This window comes from Rhodopseudomonas palustris (assembly GCF_013415845.1).
GTDB classification, from domain to species: domain Bacteria; phylum Pseudomonadota; class Alphaproteobacteria; order Rhizobiales; family Xanthobacteraceae; genus Rhodopseudomonas; species Rhodopseudomonas palustris_F.
Genome location: NZ_CP058907.1, coordinates 1,184,538 through 1,210,309, shown reverse-complemented (window position 1 = coordinate 1,210,309; position 25,772 = coordinate 1,184,538). Strand labels below are relative to the sequence as shown.

The following is a 25,772-nucleotide window of genomic DNA, read 5'->3' as shown; positions in this document are numbered from 1 at the left end:
GCGATGTCCACCGAAACGGCACCGACGACACGTGCGGAACTCACCGTAAATCTCTGCTCGGAACTTACGGTGAGTTCAACGCTCAGTGGTCAGGACAGCAGCGGCGACCAGGCCGGGTCTGACGCGTAACCGGGGGTCGGAACCCGCAGTTCGTTGCGGCCCGAAACGTCGACCGTGAACAGCGATGGGCCGGCGTTTCCGCCCGGATCGCGGAAGAACATCAACACCCGGCCGTTGGGCGCGAAGGTCGGGCCCTCATTGTGGAACCCGGACGTCAGGATGCGTTCGCCAGAACCGTCCGGCTTCATGATGCCGATCGCGAACTGGCCGCCGCCCTGCTTGGTGAAGGCGATGTAGTCGCCGCGCGGCGACCACACCGGGGTCGAATAGCTGCCGTCGCCGAATGAAATCCGCTGTGCCTGACCGCCACTCGCCGGCATGATGTAGATCTGCGGCTTACCGCCGCGATCGCTTTCGAAGCAGATCCGGCTGCCGTCGGGGGCGTAGGAGGGCGAAGTGTCGATCGCCGGCGTGTCGGTCAGCCGCGTCGTCGCCTTGGAGCGCAAATCCATCACGAACAGGTTGGAGTTGCCGCCCTGCTGCAAGCTCATGATGATGCGCTGGCCATCCGGCGAGAACCGCGGCGCGAACGACATGCCGGGGAAATTGCCGACGATCTCGCGCTGGCCGGTCTCGACGTTGAACAGATACACCCGCGGCTCACCCTGGCCGAACTCCATGTAGGTGATTTCCTGGTTGGTCGGCGAAAACCGCGGCGTCAGCACCAGATCGCTGCCGCGCGTGAGATAGCGCACGTTGGCGCCATCCTGATCCATCAGCGCCAGCCGCTTGACGCGCCGGTCAGCCGGGCCGCTCTCGTCGATGAACACCACGCGGCTGTCGAAGTAACCCTTCTCGCCGGTCAGACGCTCATAGATCTGGTCCGAGATGATGTGGGCGATGCGCCGCCAATATTCCGGCGAGGTGAAATACTGCTGGCCGGCAAGCTGCTGGCCGGTGGCAACGTCCCACAGCCGGAATTCGGCCTTGAGGCGGCCGTCGCCCTGCCGGGTCATCCGCCCGGTCACCAGCGCCTGCGCGTTGATGCTCGCCCAGCTCTTGAACTGCGGCGGCACGTCGATGTTGGTGATCTTTTCCAGATACGCGGCCTGATCGATCGGCGCGAACAGTCCCGAGCGCTTCAAATTGTTGGTGATCACCTGCGACACGCCGGTGCCCACTTCAGCGTCCGACGGCGTGCCGGCGACGAAGTTCGGAATCGCGATCGGCAGCGGGGCGACGTTGCCTTCGGTGATCTGCACCCGGGCTTGACCGAAGGCATCGCGGGCGGGGCCGAGCGCGAGCGCGCCAGCGGCCGTCGCGGCGGAGATCATCAATTGGCGGCGATTGAGGTCAAACGACATGGCGGGCAATCCATCGGGTCGGTCAGGTGATCCGCGCCGGGCGGCGCGAGCAATGGTGAGCGGAGGTTCGCATTACGGACGTCGATCGGTGAACACGGGCGCGAAGAACTTCCATTCGTCGAAGAACTGTGCCGGCAGATTATACGGCTGGCATTCGATGATCGCCCGCAGCGCACTCTCCTGATACACGCGCAGATACGGCGTCGCCGGATGGCCTTCCGGCTGCGGCAGAGTTTCGAGAGTCCCGTCGCGCTTCAGGCGGATCACGAAGGAAGCCTCGGCACGCTGCGCTTCGATGCCGCCATACGGCTTCTTCCAGCAGCGCTCGACCTGCGACTGGAACATCGCGCCCCAGGTCGCCGAATTGTCCGCGGACTTGCCCTTCGACAACCCGAGCGCCGCGTTCGAGTTCAACACGTCACCGGCCACGGCATTGCGGGTCGGGTCGCGCTTGTCGAGCAGCGCCGCGATCTTCGACTGGTCGAACACCCGCTCAGGCTTCGGCTTGGTCTGCTCCGGCGGCTTGGCGGCGGTTTCGGTCGGCTTCGGCGGCGGCTTTTTCTTCTCTTCCTTCTTCAGCGCCTCAGCGATCGGATCGACCTTCGGCTCCGGCTTCTTCTCCGCTTCCTTGGCCTCTTCCTTCGCCGGCTCCGGCTTCTTCTCCGCCTTCTTGGGCTCTTCCTTCTTCGGCTCTTCCTTCACCACCGGCTTGGGCGGATCAGGCTTCTTCTCCACCGGCTTCTCTTCCGGCTTCGGCTTGGGCTGGGGCGGCGGCGAGGTGTCGGTGACCACCGGCGCCTTCTCGCTGATCTTGCCGACCGTGTCGTCGACCGGCTTGGCCTCGGCGACCTTCTCGACCAGCGGCTTGGGGTTATCCTTCTTGCCGGTGCGCATACCGGCCATCACCTTGGCGAGCTGATCTTCGGAGATGGTGTCGACCGCGACCGAATCCTGCGGCTCAAGTTCGAACGCCTTCGAGGTGAAAGACAGCATGGCCCAGCCGAGCACGAGAGCGTGCAACGCCACCGACGCAGCCCATGTCTTGTCGATCTTCACCTTCAGAATTCCTGCTCCACCTTCGCGGCCGACGCCGGCGGTGCCGGCTCAACTCCCCTGTTCGGGAACGATGACGATGTTGGCCTTGAAGCCCGCGGTCCGGATGTTGCCAAGCAGCTTCATCATGTCCGTATAGCAGACGTCCTTGTCGCCCCGGAGATACACCACGTTGTCGGTCTCCGACCGGGTCTCGCGGATCGCCTTCATCTTGGCTTCAAGCTCGGATGCCGCGATCGGGCTATCACCGAGATACAGCTCGACCTGCGAGTTACAGGTGCCGCCGGTGCGCTTGACCGACAGGGTCAGCGGCGGCGAGTTCGACTGGATCTGATTGCCGCCACGGGCGACCGGCAGATCGATATCGATCGAGGTGGTGAGTAGCGGCGCCGCGACCATGAAGATGATCAGCAGCACCAGCATCACGTCGACCATCGGGGTGACGTTGATCTCCGCCATCACCGGGCGTCGCCCGCCGCGACGCCGGCCGCCTCCGCCGCCAGTGGCTACGTTCATTCCCATGATCGAATGCCCGCTGTGCTCACCTGGCCTCCGTTCACGTGCGCTCGTCGATCTGCCGCGACAGGATCGCCGAGAACTCGTCGGCGAAGCCTTCCAGCCGCTGCGTCTGCCGGTTCACTTCCGACGTGAACTTATTGTAGAAAATTGTCGCCGGAATTGCGGCGATCAGGCCGATCGCGGTGGCGAACAGCGCCTCGGCGATACCGGGCGCGACCACAGCCAGCGAAGTGTTCTTCGACGCGGCAATCGACTGGAAGCTCGACATGATGCCCCAGACCGTGCCGAACAGACCGACGAACGGGCCGGCCGAGCCGACGGTCGCCAGCACCAGCAGGCGGCGCTCCAGCCGTTCGACCTCGCGGGCGATCGAGACGTTCATCACCTTCTCGATCCGCATCTGCAGGCCGGCGAACGAGCGCGAATGGCTTTCGAACGAGCGCTTCCACTCGCGCATCGCGGCGACGAAACACGCGGCCATCGAATGCGTCGGCTTCGCCGACAGTGCGCGGTACAGCTCGTCGATCGACTCGCCGGACCAGAACGCCTGTTCGAAGCGATCCATTGCGCGCTTGGTGCGGGAGAATAGCAGCAGTTTGTCGATCGCGATGGCCCAGACCCAGACCGAGCAGCCGAGCAGCCCGAGCATGATCGACTTCACGACCCAGTGGGCGTGCCAGAACAACGACAGCAGCGACACGTCCGTGGAGACCGCCGGAGCAAGCTGTGTCACGTCGGCCGGGTTCATCGTCGCAATCCTCTCACACGTTTCGGCATCGGCCGATTCCGCCAAAGGCTCCGGCTCCCCGCGGCCACGCGCCGCGATCTGGCCCAAGCGCCACCGTGGGAGCCTTCAGTTGTCGCAGGGGATGGCCTGTCCGAAGCCGGCCCCTCAATCCCCTGTCAACGTGTCAAAACAAGGGCTGATGCCGCATTTTGACGTTCCTCACCAAACCCTCATCAGGGTTAATAAGGGGTTACTATAACAGGGAAAATACCAGTGATCGGGAGCCGGACGGCTGCCGGCGGGCCGTAGTGGGACGGCCGGATGCGCTCAGTGCAGACCGGCGGAGGGCTGCACGGGGATCAGATGCCGAAGCTTGTCAGGGTTCCGGACCACATAGATCGCGACGATCCGACCATCCGTCATTTCGAGCGCTGTGGTCTGGATCAGCCCGTCCGGCTCGCGCGAGACGAAGCCCGGCAGGCCGTCAATCAGCTGAACCGCAAGCAGCGAACTCGCCCCCGGCGGCGCCTTACGCGCGATGCCGACAAGCAGGCGTGTCACCCGATCGCTGCCATGCACCGGGTTGATCGCTGCCGGCCGTTTGCCACCGCCATCGCTGACAAAGACGACCTCGTTCGCGAGCAGCGACGTCAGCGCGGCGAGATCGCCGCTCCGCGAAGCCTGGAAGAACGCCGCGGCGATCGCCTGCCCCTGCTCTGCCGAGACCGGAAAGCGCGGCCGCTCAGCACGGACATGCGCCCGGGCTCGCGCCGCAAGCTGGCGGCAGGCGGCCGCATCACGTCCGAGCGTCGTTCCGATCTCATCGAAGCCGACACCGAACACGTCGTGGAGCAAGAATGCGGCCCGCTCCAGTGGCGACAGCCGCTCGAGCGCCAGCATCAAAGTGAGGGTGATGTCATCGCCATCAGGCTCAAGCTCCGGGGCAATGATCGGCTCCGGCAGCCACGGCCCCACATAGGTCTCGCGCTGCTGCCGAGCGGACTTCAGCACGTCGAGGCACAGGCGCGTGACGGTGCGCGTGAGAAAGCCCGCCGGATCGCGAACGTCGCGACGATCGCTGCGGTGCCAGCGCAAGTAAGCGTCCTGCACGACGTCTTCGGCTTCGCTGATCGAGCCCAGCATCCGATAGGCGACGCGCAACAGCCGCGGCCGCAGCGGCGCGAAGCTCGCTGCGGCATCGTCGGACATAGCTGGATCAGGAGGCCTTGGCATGCGCGACGGCTGGGGTCGGATGCAGCAGCCGGAAGCCGATCGCGATCCTGTTCCAGGTGTTGATCGCCCCGATCAGCAACGTCAGATTGACCTGTTCGGCGTCGCTGAAATGCGACTTCACGGCCGCGTAGTCCTGGTCCGGCGCCTGGGTTTGCGCGACCAGTGTCAGCGCTTCGGTCCAGCCGAGCGCGGCGCGCTCACGATCGGTGTAGAGCGGCGATTCCCGCCAGGCATTAAGCAGATACAGCCGCTGCTCGCTCTCGCCACGGGCGCGGGCGTCCTTGCTGTGCATGTCGAGACAGAATGCGCAGCCGTTGATCTGCGAGGCGCGCATCTTGACCAGTTCGATCAAGCTCGGCTCGAGGCCGCTGCCCTGGATGTATTTTTCCAGCGCGACCATCGCCTTGTAGGCGTCTGGCGCGGCAGCGGCGGGGTTGAGGCGCGGTATCATGGTCGTCTCCCTTGGTTGACGAGCATAGGACGAGACAGCGCCGCGCGATGTGACATTGCCGCGAGCAAAAGCGCGACAAAAAAGAAGCCGCCCGCCTGGGGGCTCAGGCGGGCGGCGGGTTGGCGCTGGAGGGTCAGATCAGGGCGCTGATCAGCCCTGCGCCGAATTGTCGGGCGACGGATTCGGCTTGGTCCGGTGCTGCGCCATGAACGCGTCGAACTCTTCCTTGTCCTTGGCGTGGCGCAGGCGGTCGAGGAATTCCTTGAACTGGACCTGCTCTTCTTCGAGCCGGCGCAGCGTCTCCATCCGATATTCATCGAACGCGCGGTTGCCGCTCGTCGGCGGGCCGAAGCCGAAGCCGCCGCGATCCATGCGGTTGCGCATCCGCTCCATCTTCCACTGCATCCGCTCCATCTTGCCCGCGAAGCGATCGCGATCCCAGCAACCCATGTTTCTGCTCCAGAGTGTGTAGAAGAGAAGTGCAAGGCCAATCGGCCACCAGACGATGAAGCCGGCCACCGTCAGAAGGATCCAGCCCGGACTCCAGGACGACCGTAGCGCGGGCTGGTAGCGCGCCCCGGCGGGACCCCATCGTTCGTAGTCAGCGGCGTTGGCCATTTGCTTCTCCATCGGCTCGATGCCGTTGTGAATGTAAATAACATTTACATACTTGGGCGGTTCTATTGGTTTGTCAAGAAAGACCGGTCCGAGGTTTGGGGGATTTTTCGCCGCAGGGCTCACCTTGCGGTGAGCGGGGCGATCAAGCAGCCGGGCCCCAGGGGCCGGATCGCTTTGGTTCTGCAGGCTTTTCGGCCGCCGACGCAGAGTCGGTCGAGAACCCGAGACCCCGCAGGTAGATCAACACGCTGGCCTCCAGCAGCTCCTCGGGCGCCATCGGCAGTTTGCGCCGCGCGGCATCGCCGCGGCCGAACAGCGAGGCTATGCCGTGCGACATCGACCAGATGTGCAACGCCATCATAAGCGCCGGCGGCCGGGTCACGCCGGGCGGTGTCAACGCCGCCAGACGCTCGGCAGCGGCGCGGATCACGTTGAAGGCGCGTTCCGAAGCGGTCAGAAGCATCGGATTAACGTCGATTGGAACACCGGATTCGAACATCGCCGAATAGTACGCCGGCTCGCTCCGGGCGAACGCCAGATAGGCCCGCCCGACCCGCATGAACGCGGTGACGGTGTCGGGACGGCCGTCGTCCCAGGCTTTCGTCAGCACCTGTTCGAACAGTTCGAAGCCGCGCTGGGCGATGTTGGACAGCAGCTCGTCGCGATCGCGGAAATGGCGATACGGCGCAGCCGGGCTGACGCCGGCCATCCGCGCGGCGTCGGCGAAGGTGAAGCCGCCGGGGCCCTTCTCCGCGATCAGCCCAAGCGCTGCCTGCAGCAGCGCTTCCTTGAGATTGCCGTGATGGTAGCCGCGCTCGGCGCGGCCCTGTTCCTTGCGCCAGCTCATGTGAAGGGGTCTTACATGAGGGCGATGTAAAGGTCACGAACCCAATTGCCGGCAGGCAGCGTCAGGGCGCCCACTGGCGGAACACCCCAGACCATGGCGGAGGATCAAGCGCCCCGACGCAGGCTGCGGAGTGCTGGTCAGCGCCGTCCGGCCGCCTGCATGGCCTCGAAGCCGGCCAGTTCGCTCTGCATCTCGGCCGGAAAGTCGGCCATCTCCTGCACCTGGCGGATTTCGATGATCTCGTTCGGCCCGGCGGGGCAGCGCGTCGCCCAGGCGATCGCCTCCTCGCGCGAGGCCACCTCGATCATCCAATAGCCGCCGAGCACTTCCTTGACTTCGGCGAACGGTCCATCGGTAACCACCGGCTTGCCGGTGTCGAAGCTGACGCGCGCGCCCATCGACGGCGGATGCAAGCCGTCGCAAGTAATCAGGACACCGGATTGCTGCAGCGCCTCGTTGTATTTCATCATCGCCGCGACGGCATCGGCTTCCGGTATCACCCCGGGCTTCGCCGCCTCGTATCCCTTCGGGATCATCAGCATCATGAAACGCATCATCACTCTCCCTGCTGGATTGTCAGCTTGAAGACGATCGGTAACCGCGCCCGCCGACATCGGCTGCGAAAGATTTGCAGTGCAGCGCACGTCAGCGCACCAATCCGCCGACAAATTGCCGCCGCATTGAGTGACCAGCTTACCAATGTCGCTATTCGCAGAGTGGGGACTCTAAGTGCGAATGGTCGTCGCGGGGTGTTCAGCGTATCTCATCAACGATCACGTCCGGCGCATATTTGCCGGGCTGTGCCTGCGCGATGCAGGTCGTCTCCGATCGTGATGCCCGCGGGCCGCAGCAACGGCTCTGCAGACTGGGGAGAAAACCGCATGAACGACACTACCAAACTCGCCGCATCGCGCGCGCTCGCGCATCTACTTGCCGCCGCCGCGCTGCTGACCATCGCCGGCGTCGTATTCTACGTGCGTTGACCTATCGAAGATCGTTAGTGCCAACGAACGAAGCGCCGCCGCAAAGAACGCAGGCGGCGCTTCCGTAAGCGACGGTCAGCTGTTGGTCGTGATGCTCGGATCCGACTTCAGTTGGTCGTAGGTTTCCTTCTCGCCGCGGACTTCGTTTTCAGCCTGCAACCAGAATTCCTCGCTGCGTCCCTCGGGCTGCCCCTGAGCATGCCACAGCTCTTGGGCACGATGGCGAATGCGTTCTTCGAGTTCGTCTTGCATTGAAACCTCCCAATTTCTGAAATGCGGCGGCGTCGTCCCGCCGGGATGTGAAGTTGTATTTCAGTTCGATGTAAACCGGATGTCGTCGACTTGTTCCCAACAGGGCTGCCGTGACAGTGCGGCGCTGGACAGCAACGGCGGGACGCTGGCATGTGTATCGTCAAGCCGCCGCTGCCTTGGCGCGCGCCGATCCGCTGAACAATCCCATCCGCTCGATGACACTGAAATGACTGGAACAGCCATGACCGCATCCTCGCCCCATGTCGCGCTGGTAACCGGAGCCGCTCGCGGCATCGGACTCGCAGCGGCCAAGCGCTTTCTCGCCGACGGCTGGTCGGTGGCGCTGCTCGACCGCGACGATGACGGACTGCGCGCCGCAATGCAGGCGTTGGCCCTGCCCGAACGCACCATTGCGCTGCATTGTGACGTCGCCGATCGCGGGTCGGTCGCCCGCGACATCGCTGCGGTCACTGAGCGGTTCGGACGGCTCGATGCGCTCGTCAACAACGCCGGCATTGCGGTGTTCAAGCCGCTGATGGAGACGACGCCGGACGAATGGCAGCGGGTGATGGACGTCAACCTGACCGGTCCGTTCCTGATGACCCAGGCCGCGGTGCCGCTGATGCGCGACTCCGGCGGGGGCGCGATCGTCAACATCACATCGATCTCGTCGCTCCGTGCCTCGACCCTGCGCGTCGCCTACGGGTCGAGCAAAGCCGGGCTGGCGCACTTCACCAAGCAGTGCGCGGTCGAACTCGCCGCGCTCGGCATCCGCGTCAACGGCGTTGCGCCCGGTCCGGTCGACACCGCAATGGCCAAGCAGGTCCACACTGCGGACATCCGGTCCGACTATCGCGACGCGATTCCGATGGCACGCTACGGCCTCGAGGAGGAGCTGGCGGAGGCCATCTTCTTCCTGTGCAGCGATCGCGCCAGCTACATCACCGGACAAATTCTAGCGGTGGACGGCGGCTTCGACGCCGCCGGCATCGGCCTGCCGTCGCTGCGCGGTGAACGCAAAAATAGTTAGCCGCCTGGTCAGTCCGACGACTACGCGCTCGCACGCCCGGCCGCGTCGGCCTCCCGCATCAGCCGGTCGAGATGCATCCGGATGTGCGAGACCTCGGCCGGAGTGCGGGCAAGGGCGATCGCCCGGTCGAACGCGGTGCGCGCTTCGTCGCAGCGTCCTTGCTGCAGCAGTAGCGCGCCTTTGGCACCGAAGTAATGAAAGTAACTGCCGAGCCGGGCTTCGAATGGCGCGATCATCGCCAGCGCCGCTTCCGGTCCGCGCAGCTTGGCCACCGCCACCGCGCGGTTGAGCGTGATCACCGGTGACGGCTGCAGGATTTCGAGCGAGCCGTACAGCAGATCGATCTGCGCCCAATCCGTGTCCTCATAGCGCGGCGCGCGTGCGTGCAGCGCGCCGATCGCCGCCTGGATCTGATACGCGCCGGTGCAGCGGTGACGCATCGCCTTGTCGATCAGCGCTAGCCCCTCGGCAATCATCGTGCCGTTCCACAAGCTACGGTCCTGATCCTCCAGCAGCACGATCGTGCCGCCGGAATCGAACCGCGCTGGCGCCCGGGCGTGCTGTAGCAGCATCAGCGCCGTCAGCCCCATGATCTCCGGCTCGGACGGAAACAGCCGCAGCAACAGGCGCGCCAGCCGGATCGCCTCCTCGCACAGCGGCGCGCGGACCCCGGCGGTCTCGCCCGCGGCCGAATAGCCCTCGTTGAAGAGGAGATAGATCATCGCCGCCACCGCGCCGAGACGCTCGGCGCGCTCGACTGCGCCGGGGGTCTCGAACGGTACGCCGGCCCGCGCAACCTTGGCCTTGGCGCGGGTGATGCGCTGCTCCATCGCCGCATCGGTCACCAGGAACGCCCGCGCGATCTGCGGCACGGTCAGTCCCGAGACGATGCGCAGCGCCAGTGCGATCTGCTGGGTCGGCGGCAGCTCGGGGTGACAGCAGATGAAGAGCAGCCGCAGGATGTCGTCGCGATAATGCGAGCCGTCGAGCCGCTCGGCGAGCGCGTCCTCGGCATCGTCGAGATCGGAAATCACCGCGTCATCAGGAAGCGGCTGTTGCTTCGTGCCGCGCCGCAGATCGTCGATCGCAACATTGCGGCCGACCATAATCAGCCATGCTGTAGGGTCACGCGGCGGCCCATTCTGCGGCCAGGCATTCAGCGCCCGCAGGCAGGCGTTCTGGAACGCCTCCTCGGCGGTGTCGAGATCGCGGAAGTAGCGCAGCAGCGCGCCGATCGCCTGGGGCCGCGCCGCGGTGATCGCGGTTTCGATCCAGGCGAGGTCGGTCATGGCTGCGCCGTCCCCGGCATGAACAGCCCGATCGGGCGGATCTCGTAAGCCCCGCCGGGATTGGCGCGGCCGAGATCGCGCGCCACCTCGAGCGCACAGTCGAGACCATCACACTCGACGACATAGAAGCCGAGCAGTTGCTCCTTGGTTTCAGCAAACGGACCGTCGATCACGACGGGCGGCTCGGAATCCTTGCGCAGGGTCGTCGCCGCGGTGGTCGGCAGCAGCCGCGCCACCGGCCCAAGACGGCCCGCCTCGGCGAGCTTGCCGTGCACCACCTTCAGCTTCTCCATCACGGCGGCGTCTTCTTCGCGGCTCCAGGAGCCGACAAAGCCCTCATCGTGATAGCAAAGGATGGCGTAGAGCATGGCGTGCGTCTCCCTCGGCTGTAAGACGATCATCGTCGTCCTTGGCCGACAGCATGCCGAACAATGTTTGCCTGTCCAAGCCAGGAACGAGGTCGTCAACGAAGCGGATGACCGAGGGCCTGGAACCCACGGGTACACTCTGAGGCACGCTACGCAGCCAGCAGTCGCCCTTTCAATTCGGACAATGCGCGTGTGAACACGGCGGCATCGTCGCGCGCGCGCGCCAGCACCAGGGCGCCCTGGATCGACAGCACGGCATCCTCGGCACGGCGCCGGGCCGCGGCGGCCGACACTCCGCAGCGGCGTAGCGCCGCCGCCAGCGCGTCCTGCCAGCGAGCGAAATAGTCGTTCACCGGCGCGGCGAATTCATCGCGCGCACGGCCGAGCGCGATCACCCCGACCAAGCAGACGCGACGACCCGAGCGGAAATATTCGTCCACGCCCGAGAGCATCGCCGCGATGGCGGCAGGAGGATCGGACGGATCGCGCAGCGGCGCGAAGATGTGGGCCTCGAACCAGCCGTCGATCTCGGCCAGCACCTCTTCGGCCATCTGCTTCTTACCGCCGGGGAAGAAGTGATACAGGCTCCCCTTGCCGAGCCCAGTCGCCTCGGTGATCAGCGCCAGCGACGCCCCTTCGTAGCCGTGGGTCCGAAATACTTCGCCAAGCAGCGGCAGCAGGGAGGCTCGGTCCTTCATCTCTCTCCCGGCACGGTCAGAACGGCTCTGCGGCGAGCCCCGGCACATCGTCGGGACGCGGACCGGGTGCCGACCAGTGGAAGCGGCGGTCGCCCTCGCTGATCGCGACGTCGTTGATGGAGGCCTCCCGCCGCCGCATCAGTCCGTCGTCGTCGAATTCCCACTGCTCGTTGCCATAGGAGCGATACCAAAGCCCGGCTTCATCGTGCCACTCGTACTGAAACCGCACCGCGATGAACCGACCGTCGAACGCCCAGAGGTCCTTGATCAGCCGATAATCGTGTTCCCTCGCCCATTTACGGGTCAGGAATTCGACAATGGCGTCGCGGCCTTGCAGAAACTCGGCGCGATTCCGCCAGCGGCTGTCGGGCGTGTAGGCCAGGGACACCCGCGCCGGGTCACGCGAGTTCCAGGCATCTTCGGCCATCCGCACCTTCTGGGTTGCGGTCTCGCGGGTGAACGGCGGCAACGGGGGACGAGACATGACGGCTTCTCCACTGCGAACTCAACGCAGCGAGACTGTACTGATCGGTACAGCGAGTCAAGCGCGCTCGGTCGGCCCCCGCTCCGGAGCGGAGGGCTCAGCGATCGACGCCTTCTCGGCTTCCGCCGGCACCTCGTCGCCGTGATCGACCGGCACCGTCGCAGGCACCGTCACCAGCGTCGGCAGCGTCCGGTACCAGGTCGCGAGCCAAGCCACGCCGGTCATCAGGCCGATGCCGCCGACGCTGACCAGGATCTGCATCGCGATGCTGCCCGACACCTGCACCAGGATCCAATGCGCCGTGAAGGCGAGGATCACACCGAAGCAGAACACCGGCAGCGAGCGCTGGCCGCACAGGATGATCGGGCGCAGATGCTCGGAGCGTAGCGCCGGCAGATCCGGCGGCAGTAGCTTCACGACGATCGCAAGCAGTGCGAGGAAGTGGATCAGACGCACCGGCGCCAGGCTTGTCTTGTCGATCGGATACAGGATCTTGCCGATCGACTCCGGCACCAGGCCGTAGAGCGCTTCGAAATTCCACGACAACGCGATCACCAGCGCGACCAGCACGATCGTCCAGCTCAGGATCTGATTGGGCAGCGACTTCACCCAGGGCCGAATTTGCGGGCCATTGCCGAAGCCGCACCAGATGCCGAACACAAACAGAAACTGCCAGGCGAACGGGTTGAAATACCAATGTCCGTCGGGGAAAGACGGCAGATTCCAGCCGAAGTGGCGAGAGACGAGGTACAGCAGGCCGGAGCACACCAGCGTCAGAGTCGGCCTTCGCAGCAGGCCCCACAGGATCAGCGGCGCGGCAACCACAAGAACGATGTACAGCGGCAGCACGTCGAGATTGACCGGCTTGTACTTCAGCAGCAGCGCCTGCTGGATCATCACGTCAGGATTTTCGAGGAATTGCGCGACGTTGAACTCGTCCTTGTACATCGGATTGTCGAACCGACGCGCCGCACGGGAGATCTGCGCGGTGAAGAACAGGAACAGGAAGATGTGCGCGACATAGAGCTGCGCCGCGCGGGTCCACAGTCGCTTGGTCGCCGCGACCATCTCGCCGGCACGCACCGCCGGTCCGTAAGCGAACCCGATCGAATAGCCGGAGATGTAAACGAAGAATTCAGCGGCGTCGCAGAAGCCGTAGTTGCGCAGCGTGAACCAGTTGAGGAAATTGTACGGGATGTGATCAACAAAGATCATCCACTGGCCGACGCCGCGCAGGAAATCGAGCCGCAAATCGCGCTCGCCCTGCCCCATCAGCGGCACCTCGCGAGACTGAACTCCTCCCGTCACGTGCGACCTCCCTGTGCGCCCGAATCAGCCGTTACGCCGCCAATCTAACCTACGGCGGTCGCACAGGCTGTCCGGGAGACACCGGGGCGACCCGAGGCAGCTCGGAAGGCTAGTGCAACTTCACCGTGGGGGTGGGTCGTGTGGAGCCAGACAGCACGCTGAGCAGGGTGCGGCCGCGGCCGTACAGCGCCGCTTCGTGCATCTTGTAGAGCGAGCGATACATGAAGCGAGCGAAATAGCCTTCGATCAGAAAGCTCTTACCGACCAGCGATCCCATCAGATTGCCGACTGCGGAATACTTGCCGAGCGACACCAGCGAGCCGAGATCGCGATAGCGGAATTCGCCGAGCGGCTCGCCCTTCAGCCGCTTCTCGATCTGCTCCAGCATGAATTCGGCTTCCTGGTGAGCGGCCTGCGCCCGCGGCGGCACGCCGTTCTCGTAGCCGGGAATTGCGCAGGCAGCGCAGTCGCCCATCCCGAACACATTATCGTCGCGGGTGGTCTGCAGCGTCGGCCGCACCACCAGCTGGTTGATGCGGTTGGTGTCCAGGCCGTCGATCCCTTCGAGAAAATCCGGAGCGCGCACGCCGGCCGCCCACACCACCAGCTCCGACGGGATCACTTCGCCGTCGGCTAGACGGACCGCATGGTCGAGCACTTCCGCCACGCGGGCGCCGGTGCGCACCTCGACGCCGAGATCGAGCAGCAGCTTGAGCGTCGCATCCGAAATACGCGGCGGCAGCGCCGGCAGAATGCGCGGCGCGGCTTCGATCAGCACGATCTTGAGGTCATGCTCAGGATCGATCTTGTCGAGACCGTAGGCGATGATCTCGCGCGCGGTGTGATGCAGCTCGGCGGCGAGTTCGGTGCCGGTGGCGCCGGCGCCGATGATCGCAACATGCAGCTGCCCCGGCTCGATCGGGGCGTGCTGATGCTGAGCGCGCAGACAGGCATTGACCATGCGCTTGTTGAAGCGCGACGCCTGCTCTGGCGTCTCCAACGGCACCGCGTGATCGCGCGCCCCCGGGGTGCCGAAATCATTGGTAACGCTTCCGATCGCGATCACCAGCGTGTCGTAAGCAAGCTCGCTTTCCGGATTGATTTCGCGGCCTTCGTCGTCGATCACCGGGGCCAGCTTGATCACCTTGCGGGCGCGGTCGAGACCATTCATCTCGCCGAGGCGATAATGGAAGCCGTGCCAATGCGCCTGGGCCAGATAGTTCAGCTCGTGCTGGGAGCGGCGCAGCGAGCCGGCGGCAATCGCATGCAATAGCGGCTTCCAGATGTGAGTGCGGCTGCGGTCGACCAGGGTGACGCGGACGGCGTCCGACTTACCGTACTTGTTGCCGAGCGCCGTGGCGAGTTCCAGGCCACCGGCGCCGCCGCCGACGATAACAATCCTATGGGGCTTATCACTCATCAAGATGTCCGAGGGGTTCGAGCTTCCGGCTCGCCCCCTGTAACATCAAATTCCGGAGCACCCTAGCTCGGGAAACAGGCAACGGCCGCCCGGCGGGGTCAGGCCACGTCCGCCTTCATGGCCACCCGGAGCGGTATCGGAATAGGCCTAGCGCGGCCGCCGGAGACGAACGCGACCTTGACCTTGGCCTCCATCAGCACGAGATCGCCCCGCTTGATCTGCTGCTGCATGGTGATCGAAGCGCCGCGGACTTCGACCGGCCGGGTGATCACCTCGAGCAGGTCGTCCATCTTTGCCGACTTGAGGAAGTCGAGCTGCATCGACCGCACCACGAAGGCAAAGCCCGGGGTTTCGCTTTCGGCTTCCGCGAACAACTCGCTCTGCGCCGCCCCAAGCAGCCGCAGATAATTGGTCCGCCCCCGTTCCATGAAGCGCAGGTAGTTGGCGTGATAGACGATGCCGGAGAAGTCGGTGTCCTCGTAATAGACCCGGACGTGCATGTGGTGAGCGCCATCGATGATGGCGCCGTCGAGGGAAAGATGATGCAAGCGAGCGTCAGCCATCGTTGAGCTACTCTTGGTCCCCTGTATCGCCAAACAACCCGAACTGCGCCGGGTCGCGCGAGGGGGCGGCGAGGCCGAGGTGGCGGAAGGCGTGGTCGGTCAGCAGGCGCCCGCGCGGGGTGCGCTGCAGATAACCGCACTGGATCAGATACGGTTCGATGATGTCCTCGATGGCGTCGCGCGGCTCGGACAGAGCCGCTGCCATCGTCTCGACACCGACCGGGCCGCCGCCATAGTTGAGCGCGATCGTGGTGAGGTAACGCCGATCCATCGCATCGAGGCCCGCACTATCGACTTCCAGCGCGCCAAGCGCATGGTCGGCGATGGTGCGGTCGATCGCTTCGGCATCGGCTGCGGAAGCAAAGTCGCGGACCCGGCGCAGCAGGCGGCCGGCGATGCGCGGCGTGCCGCGGGCGCGGCGGGCGATCTCGTTGGCGCCGTCAGCCGTGATCGGAGTCCCGAGCACGCGCGCACCACGGGTGACGATGCTCTCCAGCTCCTCGATCGTGTAGAAATTCAACCGGATCGGAATGCCGAAGCGGTCGCGCAGCGGATTGGTCAGGAGGCCGGCGCGCGTGGTGGCGCCAACAAGGGTGAACTTCGACAGATCGATCTTCACCGAGCGGGCTGCCGGGCCTTCGCCGATGATCAAGTCGAGCTGGAAGTCCTCCATCGCCGGATACAGCACCTCCTCGACCGACGGGCTGAGACGGTGAATCTCGTCGATGAACAACACATCGCGTTCTTCGAGATTGGTCAGCAAGGCTGCGAGATCGCCGGCCTTCGCAATCACTGGTCCCGATGTGGCGCGAAATCCGACGCCGAGCTCGCGCGCCACGATCTGCGCCAGGGTGGTCTTGCCGAGGCCCGGGGGACCTACGAACAGCACGTGATCGAGCGCCTCTTTGCGCTTGCGCGCGGCGTCGATGAACACCTGCAAGTTGGCGCGCGCCTGCTGCTGGCCGACGAACTCGGACAGATTCTGCGGCCGCAGCGCCGCATCGCCGAGGTCATCACCGCGGCGCTCGGGTGTGACGAGACGGGAGGGGTCAGTCATTGGGGAAGTGTACCACGCGGCAGTGCCTGTTCTCCCCTCCCCCTTGCGGGAAGGGGGCGGGGGTGGGGGGCCACAAGGATGGCGTCCCGTTGTGGACCCCCACCCCTGCCCTCCCCGCAAGGGGGAGGGGGCGCGCCGCGCAAGCGGAGAGAGTAGCGGCCAACACGGTCAGGGCACTCACAACATCCGCTCCCGGCTGTATTTGTTCGGCAGCAGATCGCTGATCCCGACGGCTTCGACACCATCCGGCCCAGGCACCAGCACACGGGCGTTGCGGTCGTAGTCCCAGATCAGTTCGCGGCACGCGCCGCACGGCGACACGACGCGGACTTCGCGGTCGGAATCGTGGGGCTTGGGATGGCGAACCGCCACGATGGTGTCGATCCCGGCCTCTCCAAGCTCGGTGATCACCTGACCGAGAGCGACAGCTTCGGCGCACACCGCCATCCGGCCGAGATACGCGTCGAGATTGACCGCCACATAACGCTTGCCGGTGCGGGTCAGCAGCGCGGCGCCGACCTCCTGCCAATCATTGCGATAGCGCTTGGTGATTGCCTCGATCGCGGCGTCGATCAGCGCGCGGTCGGCCTCGGTGATACTCACTTCGACAGCTCCTTCAGGCCGAGCTTGATCAGCTGCGCCGTCTCGGCGTCCTCACCGGCAGTGCGGGAGGCTGTGGCGACCGCGGCCGCCGCCTGCGGCTGGCCATAGCCGAGATTAACCAGCGCCGAAATCGCATCCGCCACTGCGCGCGGCGCCCGATTGTCGTCGATCGCGCCGGAGAGCTTCACCACTGCGGGGTCGACCGCACTGAGCGCCGGAACCTTGTCCTTCAACTCGGTGACGATGCGCTCGGCGACCTTCGGCCCGACGCCGGGCGTGCGCGCCACCGCGGCCTTGTCGCGTAGCGCAATCGCGTTAGCGAGGTCGTGCGGCGGCAATGTCGACAGCACTGCCAGCGCCACCTTGGCGCCGACGCTCTGCACCGTCTGCAGCAGCCGGAACCACTCGCGCTCAGTGTCGGTGCGGAAACCGAACAGCTTGATCTGATCCTCGCGCACATAGGTTTCGATCGACAGCGTCGCCGCTTCACCCGGCGACGGCAGCGCCTGCAGGGTGCGGCTGGCGCAGTGTACCTGATAGCCGACGCCCTGCACGTCGAGGATCACGTAGTCCTCGCCGTAGCTGTCGATGATGCCCTTGAGCTTGCCGATCATGCGTGGGCTCCAGCGAGCAGTGCCCCAACCAAGCGAGACGCCTCTTCCCCCCTCCCCCTCGCGGGGAGGAGTCGGGGGTGGGGGTCCCCGAGCACTGTGCTCGCGTCGCCCTCACCCCAGCCCTCTCCCGCAAACGGGAGAGGGCGCGCGCTGCATGCGCGGAGAAGCATCGCTCCAAACATCATCATGCCCCCACCGCCTTCAGCCGCTGCGCGGCGCCGCGGTGGTGGGCGTGGGTGATGGCGATGGCGAGGGCGTCGGCGGCGTCGGCGGTTTTCGGATCGGCCTTGGGCAGCAGGATCTTCAGCATCATCTGGATCTGGGTCTTGTCGGCATGGCCGGCGCCGACCACGGTTTTCTTGACGAGATTAGGCGCGTATTCCGCGACCAAAAGGCCATGCATCGCCGGCACCAGCATCGCCACGCCGCGCGCCTGGCCGAGCTTCAGCGTCGCGGCGCCGTCCTTGTTTACGAAGGTCTGCTCGACCGCGGCCTCAGCCGGCGCGTGGGCGGCCAGCACTTTCGCCAGCCCATCATGAATCGCCAGCAGCCGCTCGGCCAGCGGCAGCGTATCCCGCGGCTCGACCGAGCCGCACGCGATATAGACCAGCCGATTGCCGTCGCTGTCGACCACCCCCCAGCCGGTGCGGCGAAGGCCGGGGTCGATGCCGAGGATGCGGATCGGGCGACGAATCGAGACTGCGGTCATGACGCTTGTGATAGCGCCGAAAAGCTTAAGAACAAAATAGCAACAGCGCGCTGAGCGGAGCCTTCCCCAGCGTCGCGTCGAGAGCCGCGCGAAAACGCGACGCCCCTCGTGCGAACACGAGGTGAGCAGATTGTGTTTTACAACTTAAAGTTGTGATGGTTGCATAGCGCTATCGGAAGTAGCCGATAGGAGATCGTTATGAGCCGAGTTATCACTCACGGTCAGGTTAAACGTGTTTCGGAAACTGACGCCTACGCAGTGCCGGTGGAGAGCCTGACGTTTCCCACCCTCCAGCCCATCGGCCCTTTGCCGCCGGCTGGAACAACGGGCGTGCTCATCACCCAACGCGTGCCGAACACCCCCTACACGCCGGCTCCGCCGCCGCCGCCACCGGTGCCCGCGAACCAGACCATCATCTATGAGGACGGAAACAACAACAACACCATCTACATGCGAGTGGTGTCGGTGGTCGGCCCCGCGAAGTACAACATCGAGGTGCTATAAAGCGGCAAGCCCGGGACGCGCGGCCACTCCGGCCGCGCAGTCCTGATCAGCCCGCCATCTTCGCCATCAGGGCGTCAGAGACTTCGAAGTTGGCGTAGACGTTCTGGACGTCGTCGTGGTCGTTGAGGGCGTCCATCAGCTTGAACAGCTTCTCGCCGGTCTCGTCGTCGACCGCGACCGTGTTCTGCGGCTTCCAGATCACCGCGGCCTTGCGGGCCTCGCCGAATTTGGCCTCGAGAGCCTTGGCAACGTCGCGGAAGGTTTCCTGGGACGCGTAGATCTCGTGGCCGGCCTCCGACGACACCACATCGTCCGCGCCGGCTTCAATCGCGGCATCCAGCATGTCGTCGGCGGAAGCCTTGTCGGCGTCGTACTCGATGATCCCAGTGCGGTCGAACATGAACGACACCGAGCCGGTTTCACCGAGGTTACCGCCGGACTTGGTGAAGAACGAGCGGATGTCCGATGCAGCGCGGTTGCGGTTGTCGGTCAGCGCTTCGACGATCACTGCGACGCCGCCGGGGCCGTAACCCTCGTAGCGGATCTCGTCGTAGTTCTCTGAGTCGCCGCCGATCGCCTTCTTGATCGCGCGCTCGATGTTATCCTTCGGCATGTTTTCCGCGCGCGCCGCGAGCACCGCCGCCCGCAACCGGGGGTTCATTGCCGGGTCCGGGGTGCCGAGCTTGGCAGCGACGGTGATTTCGCGGGCGAGCTTGCTGAACAGCTTGGACCGCTGTGCGTCCTGGCGGCCCTTGCGGTGCATAATGTTCTTGAATTGCGAATGTCCGGCCATGCGCTCTCTCTCGCGGGTCGATCCGTTGGAATTTCGGGCTGCGGCGCGGGGTTATAAGCGGCGCATCCGCCAAAATCAAAGACTTGCCGTCGCCCCGAAGCACGAAATCCGTAGTTCCACGGAAAGAAAATTTAACCGTAACTTCACGGGGCGCCGCGAGAGTAGCAGCCTATCTTCTAGTTTTGCGGGAGGAACTATGGCGTTCGGCCTATTTCGCAAGCGGTCGCCGGAAACGGCGGCCCTGAACGTCGTGGCGGCCTCGCCCCCGGCTGCAGCCGAACCGACGGTCGCGGAAGCCGATTCCGCCCGTGAAATCCTCGAATTGCTGGAGCTGGAGCTCGGCTCGCTGATTCGGCAGCTCGAACGTGCTGCCCATTCCGTGACCACCGGGGTGCAGTCGACCACCTCGACGCTTCACACCATCCGCGAGCGCACCGACGCCCTCACCGGCCGGACCAGTGCCGCCCAGACGACCGCGAGTTCGTTCTCCCAGGCGGCCGACAAATTCACCCATTCGGCCCATGGCATCGGCGCACAGGTCCGTCAGGCATCGCAACTCGCCGACGACGCCAGCGCCGCGGCCGACGAGGCCACAGCCAATGTCGAGCGGCTGCGCGATTCGTCGGCTGCGATCGGCAATGTGGTCAATCTGATCTCCCAGATCGCCCGGCAGACCACCCTGCTGGCGCTGAACTCCACGATCGAGGCGGCCCGCGCCGGCGCCGCCGGCCGCGGCTTCGCCGTGGTGGCGACCGAGGTCAAGGCGCTGGCGGTGCAGACCCAGGAGGCGACCGAGGAGATCAAGCGCAAGATCGACGCCCTGCAGCGCGACGCGTCCAGCTCGGCCGACGCCGTCCATCGTATCACCAGCGCGATCTCGGCGATCCGGCCGGTATTCGAGACAGTCAACGGCGCGGTGGCCGAACAGAACGCCACCACCGGCGAAATCGCCGGCAACGCCACCTCGGCGTCGACCTTCATCGCCTCGGTCGGCGACAGCGCCGCCGAGATCGACAGCGCCACCCGCGAGGCAGAACAACACGGCGACGAGGTCGCCCGCGCCGGCCAGAACGTAACCAACTTCGCCGAGAAGCTGCGGGCCAGGACCGCGGTTCTACTCAAGCTCGGCGACCGCGAAGACGCACGACGCCGCGAGAAGCTGCCGTGCCACCTGCAGATCGAACTCGACACTTCGCGCGGCAGGATCACCGCGCCGGTGTACGAAATCTCGATGGACGGCGTGTTGATCAGCGGCCCATCCGCCGCCGCCCTGACGACCGGCCAGCAACTCTCCGCCGAGCTGCAGGACATCGGCGCCTGCAGCATCCGCATCGCCGAGCACGGCAAGGCCGGGGCGCTGGCGCTATTCGTCGCCCCCGACGCGGCGCTGCAGAACCGGATCGAGGATCGGCTATGGGCGATCCGCGACGAGAACACCGAGTTCGTCACCCGCGCGATCGAGGCCGGGCATGAACTTTCGAAGATCTTCGAACGCGGCATTGCGTCAGGCGCGCTGACGCTGGAGCAGATGTTCGACGAAAACTACATCGAGATCGCCGGAACCGATCCGAAGCAATACCGCACGCAGTATCTCGACTGGGCCGACCGCGCGCTGCCACCGTTCCAAGAAAGCTTTCTGGCCAAGGACCGGCGGATGGCGTTCTGCGTGATGATCGACCGCAACGGTTATCTGCCGGTGCACAACAAGCTGTACTCGCAGCCGCAGCGGCCGGGCGACGTCGCGTTCAACACCGCCAACTCACGCAACCGCCGGATCTTCAACGATCCGGCCGGGCTCGCGGCAGGGCGCAATACCCGCTCGTTCCTGATCCAGAGCTACGCCCGCGACATGGGCGGCGGCCAGACCGTGATGATGCGCGAGATCGATGTGCCGGTGCGGGTGCGCGGTCGCCACTGGGGCGGCTTCCGCACCGCCTACAAACTATGAAGAGAAGCGGCTGCTAACCGGCCAGCCGGTAGCGGCCGCTGATCACCGGATCGCCCTCGGTGGCAACGACGCCGCGCATCACCAGATCTTCCAGGTGCGCCAGCACCGAATAGCCGGCGGCGCTGACTAGGCGCGGGTCGATGCCGATGTAGATCGCCCGCACCATGCTGGGAATGTCGGTCTCGCCCTTGCCGAGCCGGTGCAGGATCGAGGCTTCGCGCGCCAGCCGGTGCCGCTTCAGGAATCGCGAGTAGCGCGGACCTTCTAGAATCTCGGCGCCGTGACCGGACAGATAAAGTTGCTCGTCGCGTCCGATCAGCCGGTCAAGCGACGCCATGTAGTCCGGCATCGAGCCGTCCGGCGGCGCCACGATAGTGGTCGACCAGCCCATGATGTGATCGCCGACGAACAGCGCATCCCCTTCGCGCCAGGCGAACGCCATGTGGTTGGCGGTGTGGCCGGGCGTCGCCACCGATTCAATGGTCCAGCCATCGCCTTCGATCATATCGCTGTCGCGGATCTCGACATCCGGCTTGAAGTTGCGGTCGGCGCCGGACTCGGTCGACACCGTCTCGCTCTCGAAATACGGCCGCGACGCGCGGTGCGGTCCTTCGGCATAGACGGTGGCGCCGGTCGCCTGCTTGATCAGCGGCGTGCCGGGCGAATGATCCTTGTGGGTGTGGGTGACCAGGATGTGCGTGACGGTTTCGCCTTTGACGGCGTTCAGCAGCGCATTGGCATGGGCCTCGTCCGCAGGACCCGGATCGATGATCGCGACCTTGCCGCGGCCGACGATGTAGCTGACGGTGCCGGTGAACGTGAACGGCGACGGGTTGTTGCACAACACGCGGCGCAAGCCGGGACGGATTTCCTCGACGATGCCCGGCTGCAGCCCGAACTCGCGATTGAACGGAACATCGTCCGAAGGTTCGCTCTCGTCGCTCATGCGTTTCCCGTTTGTTGTTATTTGCTGATGGGTCGCCGGACCCATCCTCCTTCCCGGTCGTCATCCCCCGCGCAGGCGGGGGATCCAGTACTCACCGCCGTCGCTGATCTCAGACGCCCTGGGATACTGGGTCGCCCGCCTACGCGGGCGATGACGCAGAGCGCGGAACGAAGGGCGCGGACTTACGCCACGCCTTACGAAAACGCCTGCAGCCCAGTGATCGCGCGGCCCAAGATAAGCGCGTGCACGTCGTGGGTGCCCTCGTAGGTGTTCACCGTCTCGAGGTTCTGGGCATGGCGCATCACGTGATACTCGATCTGGATGCCGTTGCCGCCGTGCATGTCGCGGGCCATCCGGGCGATGTCGAGCGCCTTGCCGCAATTGTTGCGCTTGACGATCGAGATCATCTCCGGGGCCATCTTGCCCTCGTCCATCAGCCGGCCGACGCGCAAGCTGGCCTGCAGACCGAGGGTAATCTCGGTCTCCATGTCGGCGAGCTTCTTCTGCACGAGCTGGGTCGCAGCGAGCGGACGATTGAACTGCTTGCGGTCGAGCGTGTACTGCCGGGCGCGGTGGAAGCAGTCTTCCGCGGCGCCCATCGCGCCCCAGGAGATGCCGTAGCGCGCGCGGTTGAGGCAGCCGAACGGCCCCTTGAGGCCCGACACGTTCGGCAGTAGCGCATCTTCCGGAACGACCACGCCGTCCATCACGATCTCGCCGGTGATCGAGGCACGCAGGCTGAGCTTGCCGCCGACCTTCGGAGCCGACAGGCCCTTCATGCCCTTCTCGAGGATGAAGCCGCGGATCTGGTTGTCGTGCGCGGCCGACTTCGCCCACACCACGAACACGTCGGCGATCGGCGCGTTCGAGATCCACATCTTGCTGCCGGTGAGGCGATAGCCGTCAGCGACCTTCTCGGCCTTGGTCTTCATGCCGCCGGGATCGGAGCCGGCGTCAGGCTCGGTGAGGCCGAAGCAACCGACCCACTCGCCGGAGGCGAGCTTGGGCAGATACTTCTTGCGCTGGTTCTCGTCGCCGTAAGCATAGATCGGATACATCACCAGCGACGACTGCACGCTGTTCATCGAGCGATAGCCGCTATCGACCCGCTCGATCTCGCGTGCCACCAGGCCGTAGGCGACGTAGCTGGCATTGGCGCAGCCGTATTCCTCCGGCAGCGTGACGCCGATCAGGCCGAGCGCCCCCATCTCGTTGAAGATCTCGCGGTCGGTCTTCTCTTCGAGATACGCTTGGTTGATGCGGGGCAGCAGCTTGTCCTGGGCGTAAGCGCGCGCGGTGTCGCGGATCATCCGCTCGTCTTCGGTGAGCTGATCTTCCAGCAGCAGCGGATCATCCCACTTGAAGCTCGCCTGAGCCGGCTTGTCCTTGGTTTGCGCGCGCACGCTCATCGATTGTCCTTTCAGACCTTGCCGCTTCGGGCGACGTTGATGGGGAGGGTAAAACCTCGGTCAGGTGCCTTCAAGGTGCTCGTTGCCGACGATTTCGATGCCGAAACCCGACAGGCCCTTGTAGTCGATCTGCGACGTGGTGAGATGCCGGATCGACGTCACCCCGAGGTCGCGCAGGATCTGCGCACCGACGCCGATCTCGCGCCATTGCCGGTGCCGGTCGGCTTCGGCGGTCTTCTGCTCGTCGATCGGCGACACCGGCACGCCGGCGGCGCCATCGCGCAGATAGATCAGCACGCCGGAACCGTTCTTCTTGAACTGCGCCAGTACAGATTCCATCCGCCGGGGACCGGTGAAGATCTCCTTGACGATGTTCGGCTTGTGGAACCGGGTCAGCACGTTCTTGCCGTCGCCGACGCCGTTGAAGACGAAGGCGATGTGGGCAATCTCGTCGAACGGCGAGCGATATGCATAGCCCCGCATCACGCCGATCGGGCTTTCGACCGGGAACGTGGCGACGCGCTCGATCAGCTTCTCGCGGGCCTGGCGATGCGCGATCAGGTCGGCGATCGTAACCAGCTTGAGATTGTGCTTCTTGGCAAATGCGACGACCTGCGCACCCTTGGTCACGGTGCCGTCGTCGTTCATCAGCTCGCTGATCACACCGACCGGCGGCAAACCGGCGAGCTTGCACAGGTCGACCGCAGCCTCGGTATGTCCCGAGCGCAGCAGCACGCCGCCCTCACGCGCGATCAGCGGGAAGATGTGGCCGGGGCGCGCGAAGTCGGCGGCGCCGGCATTGGGATTGGCGAGCGCGCGGCAGCACGATGCGCGCTCGTCCGCCGAGATGCCGGTGCCGTTGTCCGGCTTGTAGTCGATCGAAACCGTGAAGGCGGTGGTGTGGTTGCTGTCGTTGTGCGCGACCATCGGGTCGAGTCGCAGCCGCCGCGCGTCTTCCATGGTGATCGGGGCGCAGACGATGCCCGAGGTGTGGCGGATGATGAACGCCATCTTCTCCGCCGTGCACAGCGAGGCGGCGACCACCAGATCGCCTTCCCCTTCACGATCATCGTCATCGGTGACGACGACGATTTCGCCGGCGGCGAAGGCTTGCAGAACTTCTTGAATCGGGTGCGCCATGATCGGATCTCTGAAACAGGACCCGACCATATGACGCAGCGCGGGCGGCGACGCAAGGCGGGCCAGCCGGGCGGCCGCCTTGCGCGAAATTCTCTACCGCAGAGCGGAATTGAAACGACGCGTGCGGTTGGCGGTTACTCCGCAGGCGAAGTCGCCGCGGCCTTCTTCTTGACGAACTGATCGTAAGCCTCGACCGCCTGGGCGGCGTACATCACGCTCGGGCCGGCGCCCATGTAGATCGCCATGCCCATGGTCTCCATCACCTCGTCGCGGGTCGCGCCGTGCTTCACCGCGGCTTCGGCATGGAAGCCGATGCAGCCGTCGCACCGCGTCGCCACCGAGATCGCCAGAGCGATCAGCTCCTTGGTTTTGGTATCGAGCGCATTCGCCTTGAGCGCGGCCTGGGCGATCGCCGAGAAACCCTTCATGACGTCCGGCGCGCCGGTGCGGACTTCGCGCAGCGCCACCGACAACTCGCCCGTCAGATCGATCCAGTTCTTGTGCATGGTTTCACCTATTCAACAAAGGCAACTCCCGGGAGCGGGCTGCGCCGCCCCGAGAGCCACACTTGGGTAGTGGACGTCAAGACTTGGTCGGGCAGGTCTTGATGCCGAGCAGCGTGTAAGCCGGACAAAAGCCGATCGCCGCGGTCAGCAGCGGGACGACGCCGATCCAGGCCCAGATCGGACCGCCGGTCAGCGCCCAATAGATCAGGCCGGCGCCGACAATGGCGCGCAGCAGACGATCGATCATTCCCATGTTCACAGTCATCTTCGTTTCCC

Annotated in this window: 30 protein-coding genes; 3 read left to right on the top strand and 27 right to left on the bottom strand. The window is 65.2% G+C overall.

The genetic code is table 11. The features are described 5' to 3' along the window. Positions 1 to 89: 89 nt before the first annotated feature. The 10 genes from tolB to HZF03_RS05620 form a co-directional block, all read right to left on the bottom strand. Positions 90 to 1,424 (bottom strand): Tol-Pal system beta propeller repeat protein TolB, encoded by a 1,335-nt coding sequence (gene tolB / locus HZF03_RS05665; RefSeq protein ID WP_011156684.1) that lies wholly within the window; start codon positions 1,422 to 1,424, stop codon positions 90 to 92. Positions 1,425 to 1,496: 72 nt separating this feature from the next. Beyond that, positions 1,497 to 2,480 (bottom strand): protein TolA, encoded by a 984-nt coding sequence (locus tag HZF03_RS05660; protein ID WP_119020169.1) that lies wholly within the window; start codon positions 2,478 to 2,480, stop codon positions 1,497 to 1,499. A 48-nt stretch (positions 2,481 to 2,528) separates the two neighbouring features. After that, the gene (locus HZF03_RS05655) at positions 2,529 to 2,999 is read right to left on the bottom strand and encodes a biopolymer transporter ExbD (protein WP_011156682.1); all 471 of its coding nucleotides are present in this window, start codon (positions 2,997 to 2,999) and stop codon (positions 2,529 to 2,531) included. Positions 3,000 to 3,033: 34 nt separating this feature from the next. Continuing rightward, complete coding sequence (tolQ, locus tag HZF03_RS05650; protein WP_011156681.1) at positions 3,034 to 3,744, bottom strand: protein TolQ; 711 nt, start codon at positions 3,742 to 3,744, stop codon at positions 3,034 to 3,036. A 306-nt stretch (positions 3,745 to 4,050) separates the two neighbouring features. Continuing rightward, positions 4,051 to 4,956, bottom strand: a complete 906-nt coding sequence (locus HZF03_RS05645) for a sigma-70 family RNA polymerase sigma factor (RefSeq protein ID WP_119020168.1) — start codon at positions 4,954 to 4,956, stop codon at positions 4,051 to 4,053. After that, on the bottom strand, positions 4,940 to 5,407 hold the full coding sequence (locus HZF03_RS05640; RefSeq protein ID WP_119020167.1) for a carboxymuconolactone decarboxylase family protein: 468 nt from the start codon (positions 5,405 to 5,407) through the stop codon (positions 4,940 to 4,942). The genes HZF03_RS05645 and HZF03_RS05640 overlap by 17 nt, the downstream gene beginning before the upstream one ends. A gap of 150 nt (positions 5,408 to 5,557) precedes the next feature. Continuing rightward, on the bottom strand, positions 5,558 to 6,025 hold the full coding sequence (locus HZF03_RS05635; protein WP_119020194.1) for a DUF2852 domain-containing protein: 468 nt from the start codon (positions 6,023 to 6,025) through the stop codon (positions 5,558 to 5,560). A gap of 142 nt (positions 6,026 to 6,167) precedes the next feature. Further along, positions 6,168 to 6,872, bottom strand: a complete 705-nt coding sequence (locus tag HZF03_RS05630) for a TetR/AcrR family transcriptional regulator (RefSeq protein ID WP_119020166.1) — start codon at positions 6,870 to 6,872, stop codon at positions 6,168 to 6,170. Between the two features lie 137 nt (positions 6,873 to 7,009). Further along, positions 7,010 to 7,426, bottom strand: coding sequence for a YciI family protein (locus HZF03_RS05625; RefSeq protein ID WP_012494833.1), 417 nt, complete (start codon positions 7,424 to 7,426; stop codon positions 7,010 to 7,012). A 504-nt stretch (positions 7,427 to 7,930) separates the two neighbouring features. Next, positions 7,931 to 8,107, bottom strand: coding sequence for a DUF2934 domain-containing protein (locus tag HZF03_RS05620; RefSeq protein ID WP_119020165.1), 177 nt, complete (start codon positions 8,105 to 8,107; stop codon positions 7,931 to 7,933). Between the two features lie 241 nt (positions 8,108 to 8,348). Between HZF03_RS05620 and HZF03_RS05615 the strand changes: the two genes are divergently transcribed. Beyond that, positions 8,349 to 9,137: an SDR family NAD(P)-dependent oxidoreductase gene (locus HZF03_RS05615; protein WP_011156674.1), complete on the top strand. Its 789-nt coding sequence runs from the start codon at positions 8,349 to 8,351 to the stop codon at positions 9,135 to 9,137. A 20-nt stretch (positions 9,138 to 9,157) separates the two neighbouring features. On the opposite strand, the gene HZF03_RS05610 is transcribed toward HZF03_RS05615, so the two are convergent. The 11 genes from HZF03_RS05610 to ruvC all read right to left on the bottom strand — a co-directional run bounded on the left by HZF03_RS05610 (position 9,158) and on the right by ruvC (position 18,250). Beyond that, positions 9,158 to 10,426 carry an RNA polymerase sigma factor gene (locus HZF03_RS05610; RefSeq protein ID WP_119020164.1) on the bottom strand — a complete coding sequence of 423 codons (1,269 nt, stop codon included), beginning with the start codon at positions 10,424 to 10,426 and terminating at the stop codon, positions 9,158 to 9,160. Beyond that, positions 10,423 to 10,794 (bottom strand): YciI family protein, encoded by a 372-nt coding sequence (locus HZF03_RS05605; protein WP_119020163.1) that lies wholly within the window; start codon positions 10,792 to 10,794, stop codon positions 10,423 to 10,425. Before HZF03_RS05605 ends, HZF03_RS05610 begins: the two co-directional genes overlap by 4 nt. A gap of 149 nt (positions 10,795 to 10,943) precedes the next feature. Continuing rightward, complete coding sequence (locus tag HZF03_RS05600) at positions 10,944 to 11,492, bottom strand: TetR/AcrR family transcriptional regulator (protein WP_119020162.1); 549 nt, start codon at positions 11,490 to 11,492, stop codon at positions 10,944 to 10,946. A gap of 16 nt (positions 11,493 to 11,508) precedes the next feature. Beyond that, on the bottom strand, positions 11,509 to 11,976 hold the full coding sequence (locus HZF03_RS05595; RefSeq protein ID WP_119020161.1) for a nuclear transport factor 2 family protein: 468 nt from the start codon (positions 11,974 to 11,976) through the stop codon (positions 11,509 to 11,511). A 57-nt stretch (positions 11,977 to 12,033) separates the two neighbouring features. Continuing rightward, positions 12,034 to 13,248, bottom strand: a complete 1,215-nt coding sequence (locus HZF03_RS05590) for an OpgC domain-containing protein (RefSeq protein WP_119020160.1) — start codon at positions 13,246 to 13,248, stop codon at positions 12,034 to 12,036. Positions 13,249 to 13,393: 145 nt separating this feature from the next. After that, positions 13,394 to 14,704 carry an NAD(P)/FAD-dependent oxidoreductase gene (locus HZF03_RS05585; protein ID WP_011156668.1) on the bottom strand — a complete coding sequence of 437 codons (1,311 nt, stop codon included), beginning with the start codon at positions 14,702 to 14,704 and terminating at the stop codon, positions 13,394 to 13,396. Positions 14,705 to 14,802: 98 nt separating this feature from the next. Further along, a complete protein-coding gene (gene ybgC, locus HZF03_RS05580; protein ID WP_011156667.1) occupies positions 14,803 to 15,267 on the bottom strand; it encodes a tol-pal system-associated acyl-CoA thioesterase in 465 nt (154 codons plus the stop codon). A gap of 7 nt (positions 15,268 to 15,274) precedes the next feature. Further along, positions 15,275 to 16,324, bottom strand: coding sequence for a Holliday junction branch migration DNA helicase RuvB (gene ruvB / locus HZF03_RS05575; protein WP_119020159.1), 1,050 nt, complete (start codon positions 16,322 to 16,324; stop codon positions 15,275 to 15,277). A gap of 177 nt (positions 16,325 to 16,501) precedes the next feature. Next, the gene (locus HZF03_RS05570; RefSeq protein ID WP_119020158.1) at positions 16,502 to 16,927 is read right to left on the bottom strand and encodes a cytidine deaminase; all 426 of its coding nucleotides are present in this window, start codon (positions 16,925 to 16,927) and stop codon (positions 16,502 to 16,504) included. Further along, a complete protein-coding gene (gene ruvA, locus HZF03_RS05565; protein ID WP_011156664.1) occupies positions 16,924 to 17,541 on the bottom strand; it encodes a Holliday junction branch migration protein RuvA in 618 nt (205 codons plus the stop codon). Before ruvA ends, HZF03_RS05570 begins: the two co-directional genes overlap by 4 nt. Before the next feature lie 184 nt (positions 17,542 to 17,725). Next, a complete protein-coding gene (gene ruvC, locus HZF03_RS05560; RefSeq protein ID WP_104511976.1) occupies positions 17,726 to 18,250 on the bottom strand; it encodes a crossover junction endodeoxyribonuclease RuvC in 525 nt (174 codons plus the stop codon). A 330-nt stretch (positions 18,251 to 18,580) separates the two neighbouring features. Between ruvC and HZF03_RS24425 the strand changes: the two genes are divergently transcribed. Further along, positions 18,581 to 18,754 (top strand): hypothetical protein, encoded by a 174-nt coding sequence (locus tag HZF03_RS24425; RefSeq protein WP_234803358.1) that lies wholly within the window; start codon positions 18,581 to 18,583, stop codon positions 18,752 to 18,754. Between the two features lie 46 nt (positions 18,755 to 18,800). Here the strand turns inward: HZF03_RS24425 and HZF03_RS05550 are convergent, their stop codons facing one another. After that, entirely contained in the window at positions 18,801 to 19,547 is a 747-nt protein-coding gene (locus HZF03_RS05550) for a YebC/PmpR family DNA-binding transcriptional regulator (RefSeq protein WP_011156661.1), read from the bottom strand. Positions 19,548 to 19,743: 196 nt separating this feature from the next. On the opposite strand from HZF03_RS05550, the gene HZF03_RS05545 reads away from it, so the two are divergent. Then, positions 19,744 to 21,495: a methyl-accepting chemotaxis protein gene (locus HZF03_RS05545; protein ID WP_119020156.1), complete on the top strand. Its 1,752-nt coding sequence runs from the start codon at positions 19,744 to 19,746 to the stop codon at positions 21,493 to 21,495. Between the two features lie 13 nt (positions 21,496 to 21,508). On the opposite strand, the gene HZF03_RS05540 is transcribed toward HZF03_RS05545, so the two are convergent. The 5 genes from HZF03_RS05540 to HZF03_RS05520 form a co-directional block, all read right to left on the bottom strand. Next, positions 21,509 to 22,441 carry an MBL fold metallo-hydrolase gene (locus HZF03_RS05540; RefSeq protein WP_119020155.1) on the bottom strand — a complete coding sequence of 311 codons (933 nt, stop codon included), beginning with the start codon at positions 22,439 to 22,441 and terminating at the stop codon, positions 21,509 to 21,511. A 194-nt stretch (positions 22,442 to 22,635) separates the two neighbouring features. Next, positions 22,636 to 23,850, bottom strand: a complete 1,215-nt coding sequence (locus HZF03_RS05535) for an acyl-CoA dehydrogenase (RefSeq protein WP_119020154.1) — start codon at positions 23,848 to 23,850, stop codon at positions 22,636 to 22,638. A 60-nt stretch (positions 23,851 to 23,910) separates the two neighbouring features. Continuing rightward, entirely contained in the window at positions 23,911 to 24,990 is a 1,080-nt protein-coding gene (ribB, locus tag HZF03_RS05530) for a 3,4-dihydroxy-2-butanone-4-phosphate synthase (RefSeq protein WP_119020153.1), read from the bottom strand. Positions 24,991 to 25,124: 134 nt separating this feature from the next. After that, positions 25,125 to 25,496 (bottom strand): carboxymuconolactone decarboxylase family protein, encoded by a 372-nt coding sequence (locus HZF03_RS05525; RefSeq protein ID WP_012494817.1) that lies wholly within the window; start codon positions 25,494 to 25,496, stop codon positions 25,125 to 25,127. 76 nt (positions 25,497 to 25,572) lie between these two features. Next, complete coding sequence (locus HZF03_RS05520; RefSeq protein ID WP_011156655.1) at positions 25,573 to 25,761, bottom strand: YgaP family membrane protein; 189 nt, start codon at positions 25,759 to 25,761, stop codon at positions 25,573 to 25,575. Positions 25,762 to 25,772 lie beyond the last annotated feature (11 nt).

Bases quoted from the DNA above. Each gene is read 5' to 3' on its own strand.
- HZF03_RS05610 (WP_119020164.1), bottom strand. From the start codon at position 10,426: ATGACCGACCTCGCCTGGATCGAAACCGCGATCACCGCGGCGCGGCCC.
- HZF03_RS05585 (WP_011156668.1), bottom strand. From the start codon at position 14,704: ATGAGTGATAAGCCCCATAGGATTGTTATCGTCGGCGGCGGCGCCGGT.
- ruvC (WP_104511976.1), bottom strand. From the start codon at position 18,250: ATGACCGCAGTCTCGATTCGTCGCCCGATCCGCATCCTCGGCATCGAC.
- HZF03_RS05545 (WP_119020156.1), top strand. From the start codon at position 19,744: ATGGCGTTCGGCCTATTTCGCAAGCGGTCGCCGGAAACGGCGGCCCTG.
- HZF03_RS05645 (WP_119020168.1), bottom strand. From the start codon at position 4,956: ATGCCAAGGCCTCCTGATCCAGCTATGTCCGACGATGCCGCAGCGAGC.
- HZF03_RS05550 (WP_011156661.1), bottom strand. From the start codon at position 19,547: ATGGCCGGACATTCGCAATTCAAGAACATTATGCACCGCAAGGGCCGC.
- HZF03_RS05635 (WP_119020194.1), bottom strand. From the start codon at position 6,025: ATGGCCAACGCCGCTGACTACGAACGATGGGGTCCCGCCGGGGCGCGC.
- ruvB (WP_119020159.1), bottom strand. From the start codon at position 16,324: ATGACTGACCCCTCCCGTCTCGTCACACCCGAGCGCCGCGGTGATGAC.
- ybgC (WP_011156667.1), bottom strand. From the start codon at position 15,267: ATGGCTGACGCTCGCTTGCATCATCTTTCCCTCGACGGCGCCATCATC.
- HZF03_RS05590 (WP_119020160.1), bottom strand. From the start codon at position 13,248: ATGGGGCAGGGCGAGCGCGATTTGCGGCTCGATTTCCTGCGCGGCGTC.
- HZF03_RS05630 (WP_119020166.1), bottom strand. From the start codon at position 6,872: ATGAGCTGGCGCAAGGAACAGGGCCGCGCCGAGCGCGGCTACCATCAC.
- HZF03_RS05520 (WP_011156655.1), bottom strand. From the start codon at position 25,761: ATGACTGTGAACATGGGAATGATCGATCGTCTGCTGCGCGCCATTGTC.
- ribB (WP_119020153.1), bottom strand. From the start codon at position 24,990: ATGGCGCACCCGATTCAAGAAGTTCTGCAAGCCTTCGCCGCCGGCGAA.
- HZF03_RS05640 (WP_119020167.1), bottom strand. From the start codon at position 5,407: ATGATACCGCGCCTCAACCCCGCCGCTGCCGCGCCAGACGCCTACAAG.
- HZF03_RS05535 (WP_119020154.1), bottom strand. From the start codon at position 23,850: ATGAGCGTGCGCGCGCAAACCAAGGACAAGCCGGCTCAGGCGAGCTTC.
- HZF03_RS05540 (WP_119020155.1), bottom strand. From the start codon at position 22,441: ATGAGCGACGAGAGCGAACCTTCGGACGATGTTCCGTTCAATCGCGAG.
- HZF03_RS05595 (WP_119020161.1), bottom strand. From the start codon at position 11,976: ATGTCTCGTCCCCCGTTGCCGCCGTTCACCCGCGAGACCGCAACCCAG.
- ruvA (WP_011156664.1), bottom strand. From the start codon at position 17,541: ATGATCGGCAAGCTCAAGGGCATCATCGACAGCTACGGCGAGGACTAC.
- HZF03_RS05655 (WP_011156682.1), bottom strand. From the start codon at position 2,999: ATGGGAATGAACGTAGCCACTGGCGGCGGAGGCGGCCGGCGTCGCGGC.
- HZF03_RS05600 (WP_119020162.1), bottom strand. From the start codon at position 11,492: ATGAAGGACCGAGCCTCCCTGCTGCCGCTGCTTGGCGAAGTATTTCGG.
- HZF03_RS05625 (WP_012494833.1), bottom strand. From the start codon at position 7,426: ATGCGTTTCATGATGCTGATGATCCCGAAGGGATACGAGGCGGCGAAG.
- tolB (WP_011156684.1), bottom strand. From the start codon at position 1,424: ATGTCGTTTGACCTCAATCGCCGCCAATTGATGATCTCCGCCGCGACG.
- HZF03_RS05605 (WP_119020163.1), bottom strand. From the start codon at position 10,794: ATGCTCTACGCCATCCTTTGCTATCACGATGAGGGCTTTGTCGGCTCC.
- HZF03_RS05615 (WP_011156674.1), top strand. From the start codon at position 8,349: ATGACCGCATCCTCGCCCCATGTCGCGCTGGTAACCGGAGCCGCTCGC.
- HZF03_RS05620 (WP_119020165.1), bottom strand. From the start codon at position 8,107: ATGCAAGACGAACTCGAAGAACGCATTCGCCATCGTGCCCAAGAGCTG.
- HZF03_RS05525 (WP_012494817.1), bottom strand. From the start codon at position 25,496: ATGCACAAGAACTGGATCGATCTGACGGGCGAGTTGTCGGTGGCGCTG.
- tolQ (WP_011156681.1), bottom strand. From the start codon at position 3,744: ATGAACCCGGCCGACGTGACACAGCTTGCTCCGGCGGTCTCCACGGAC.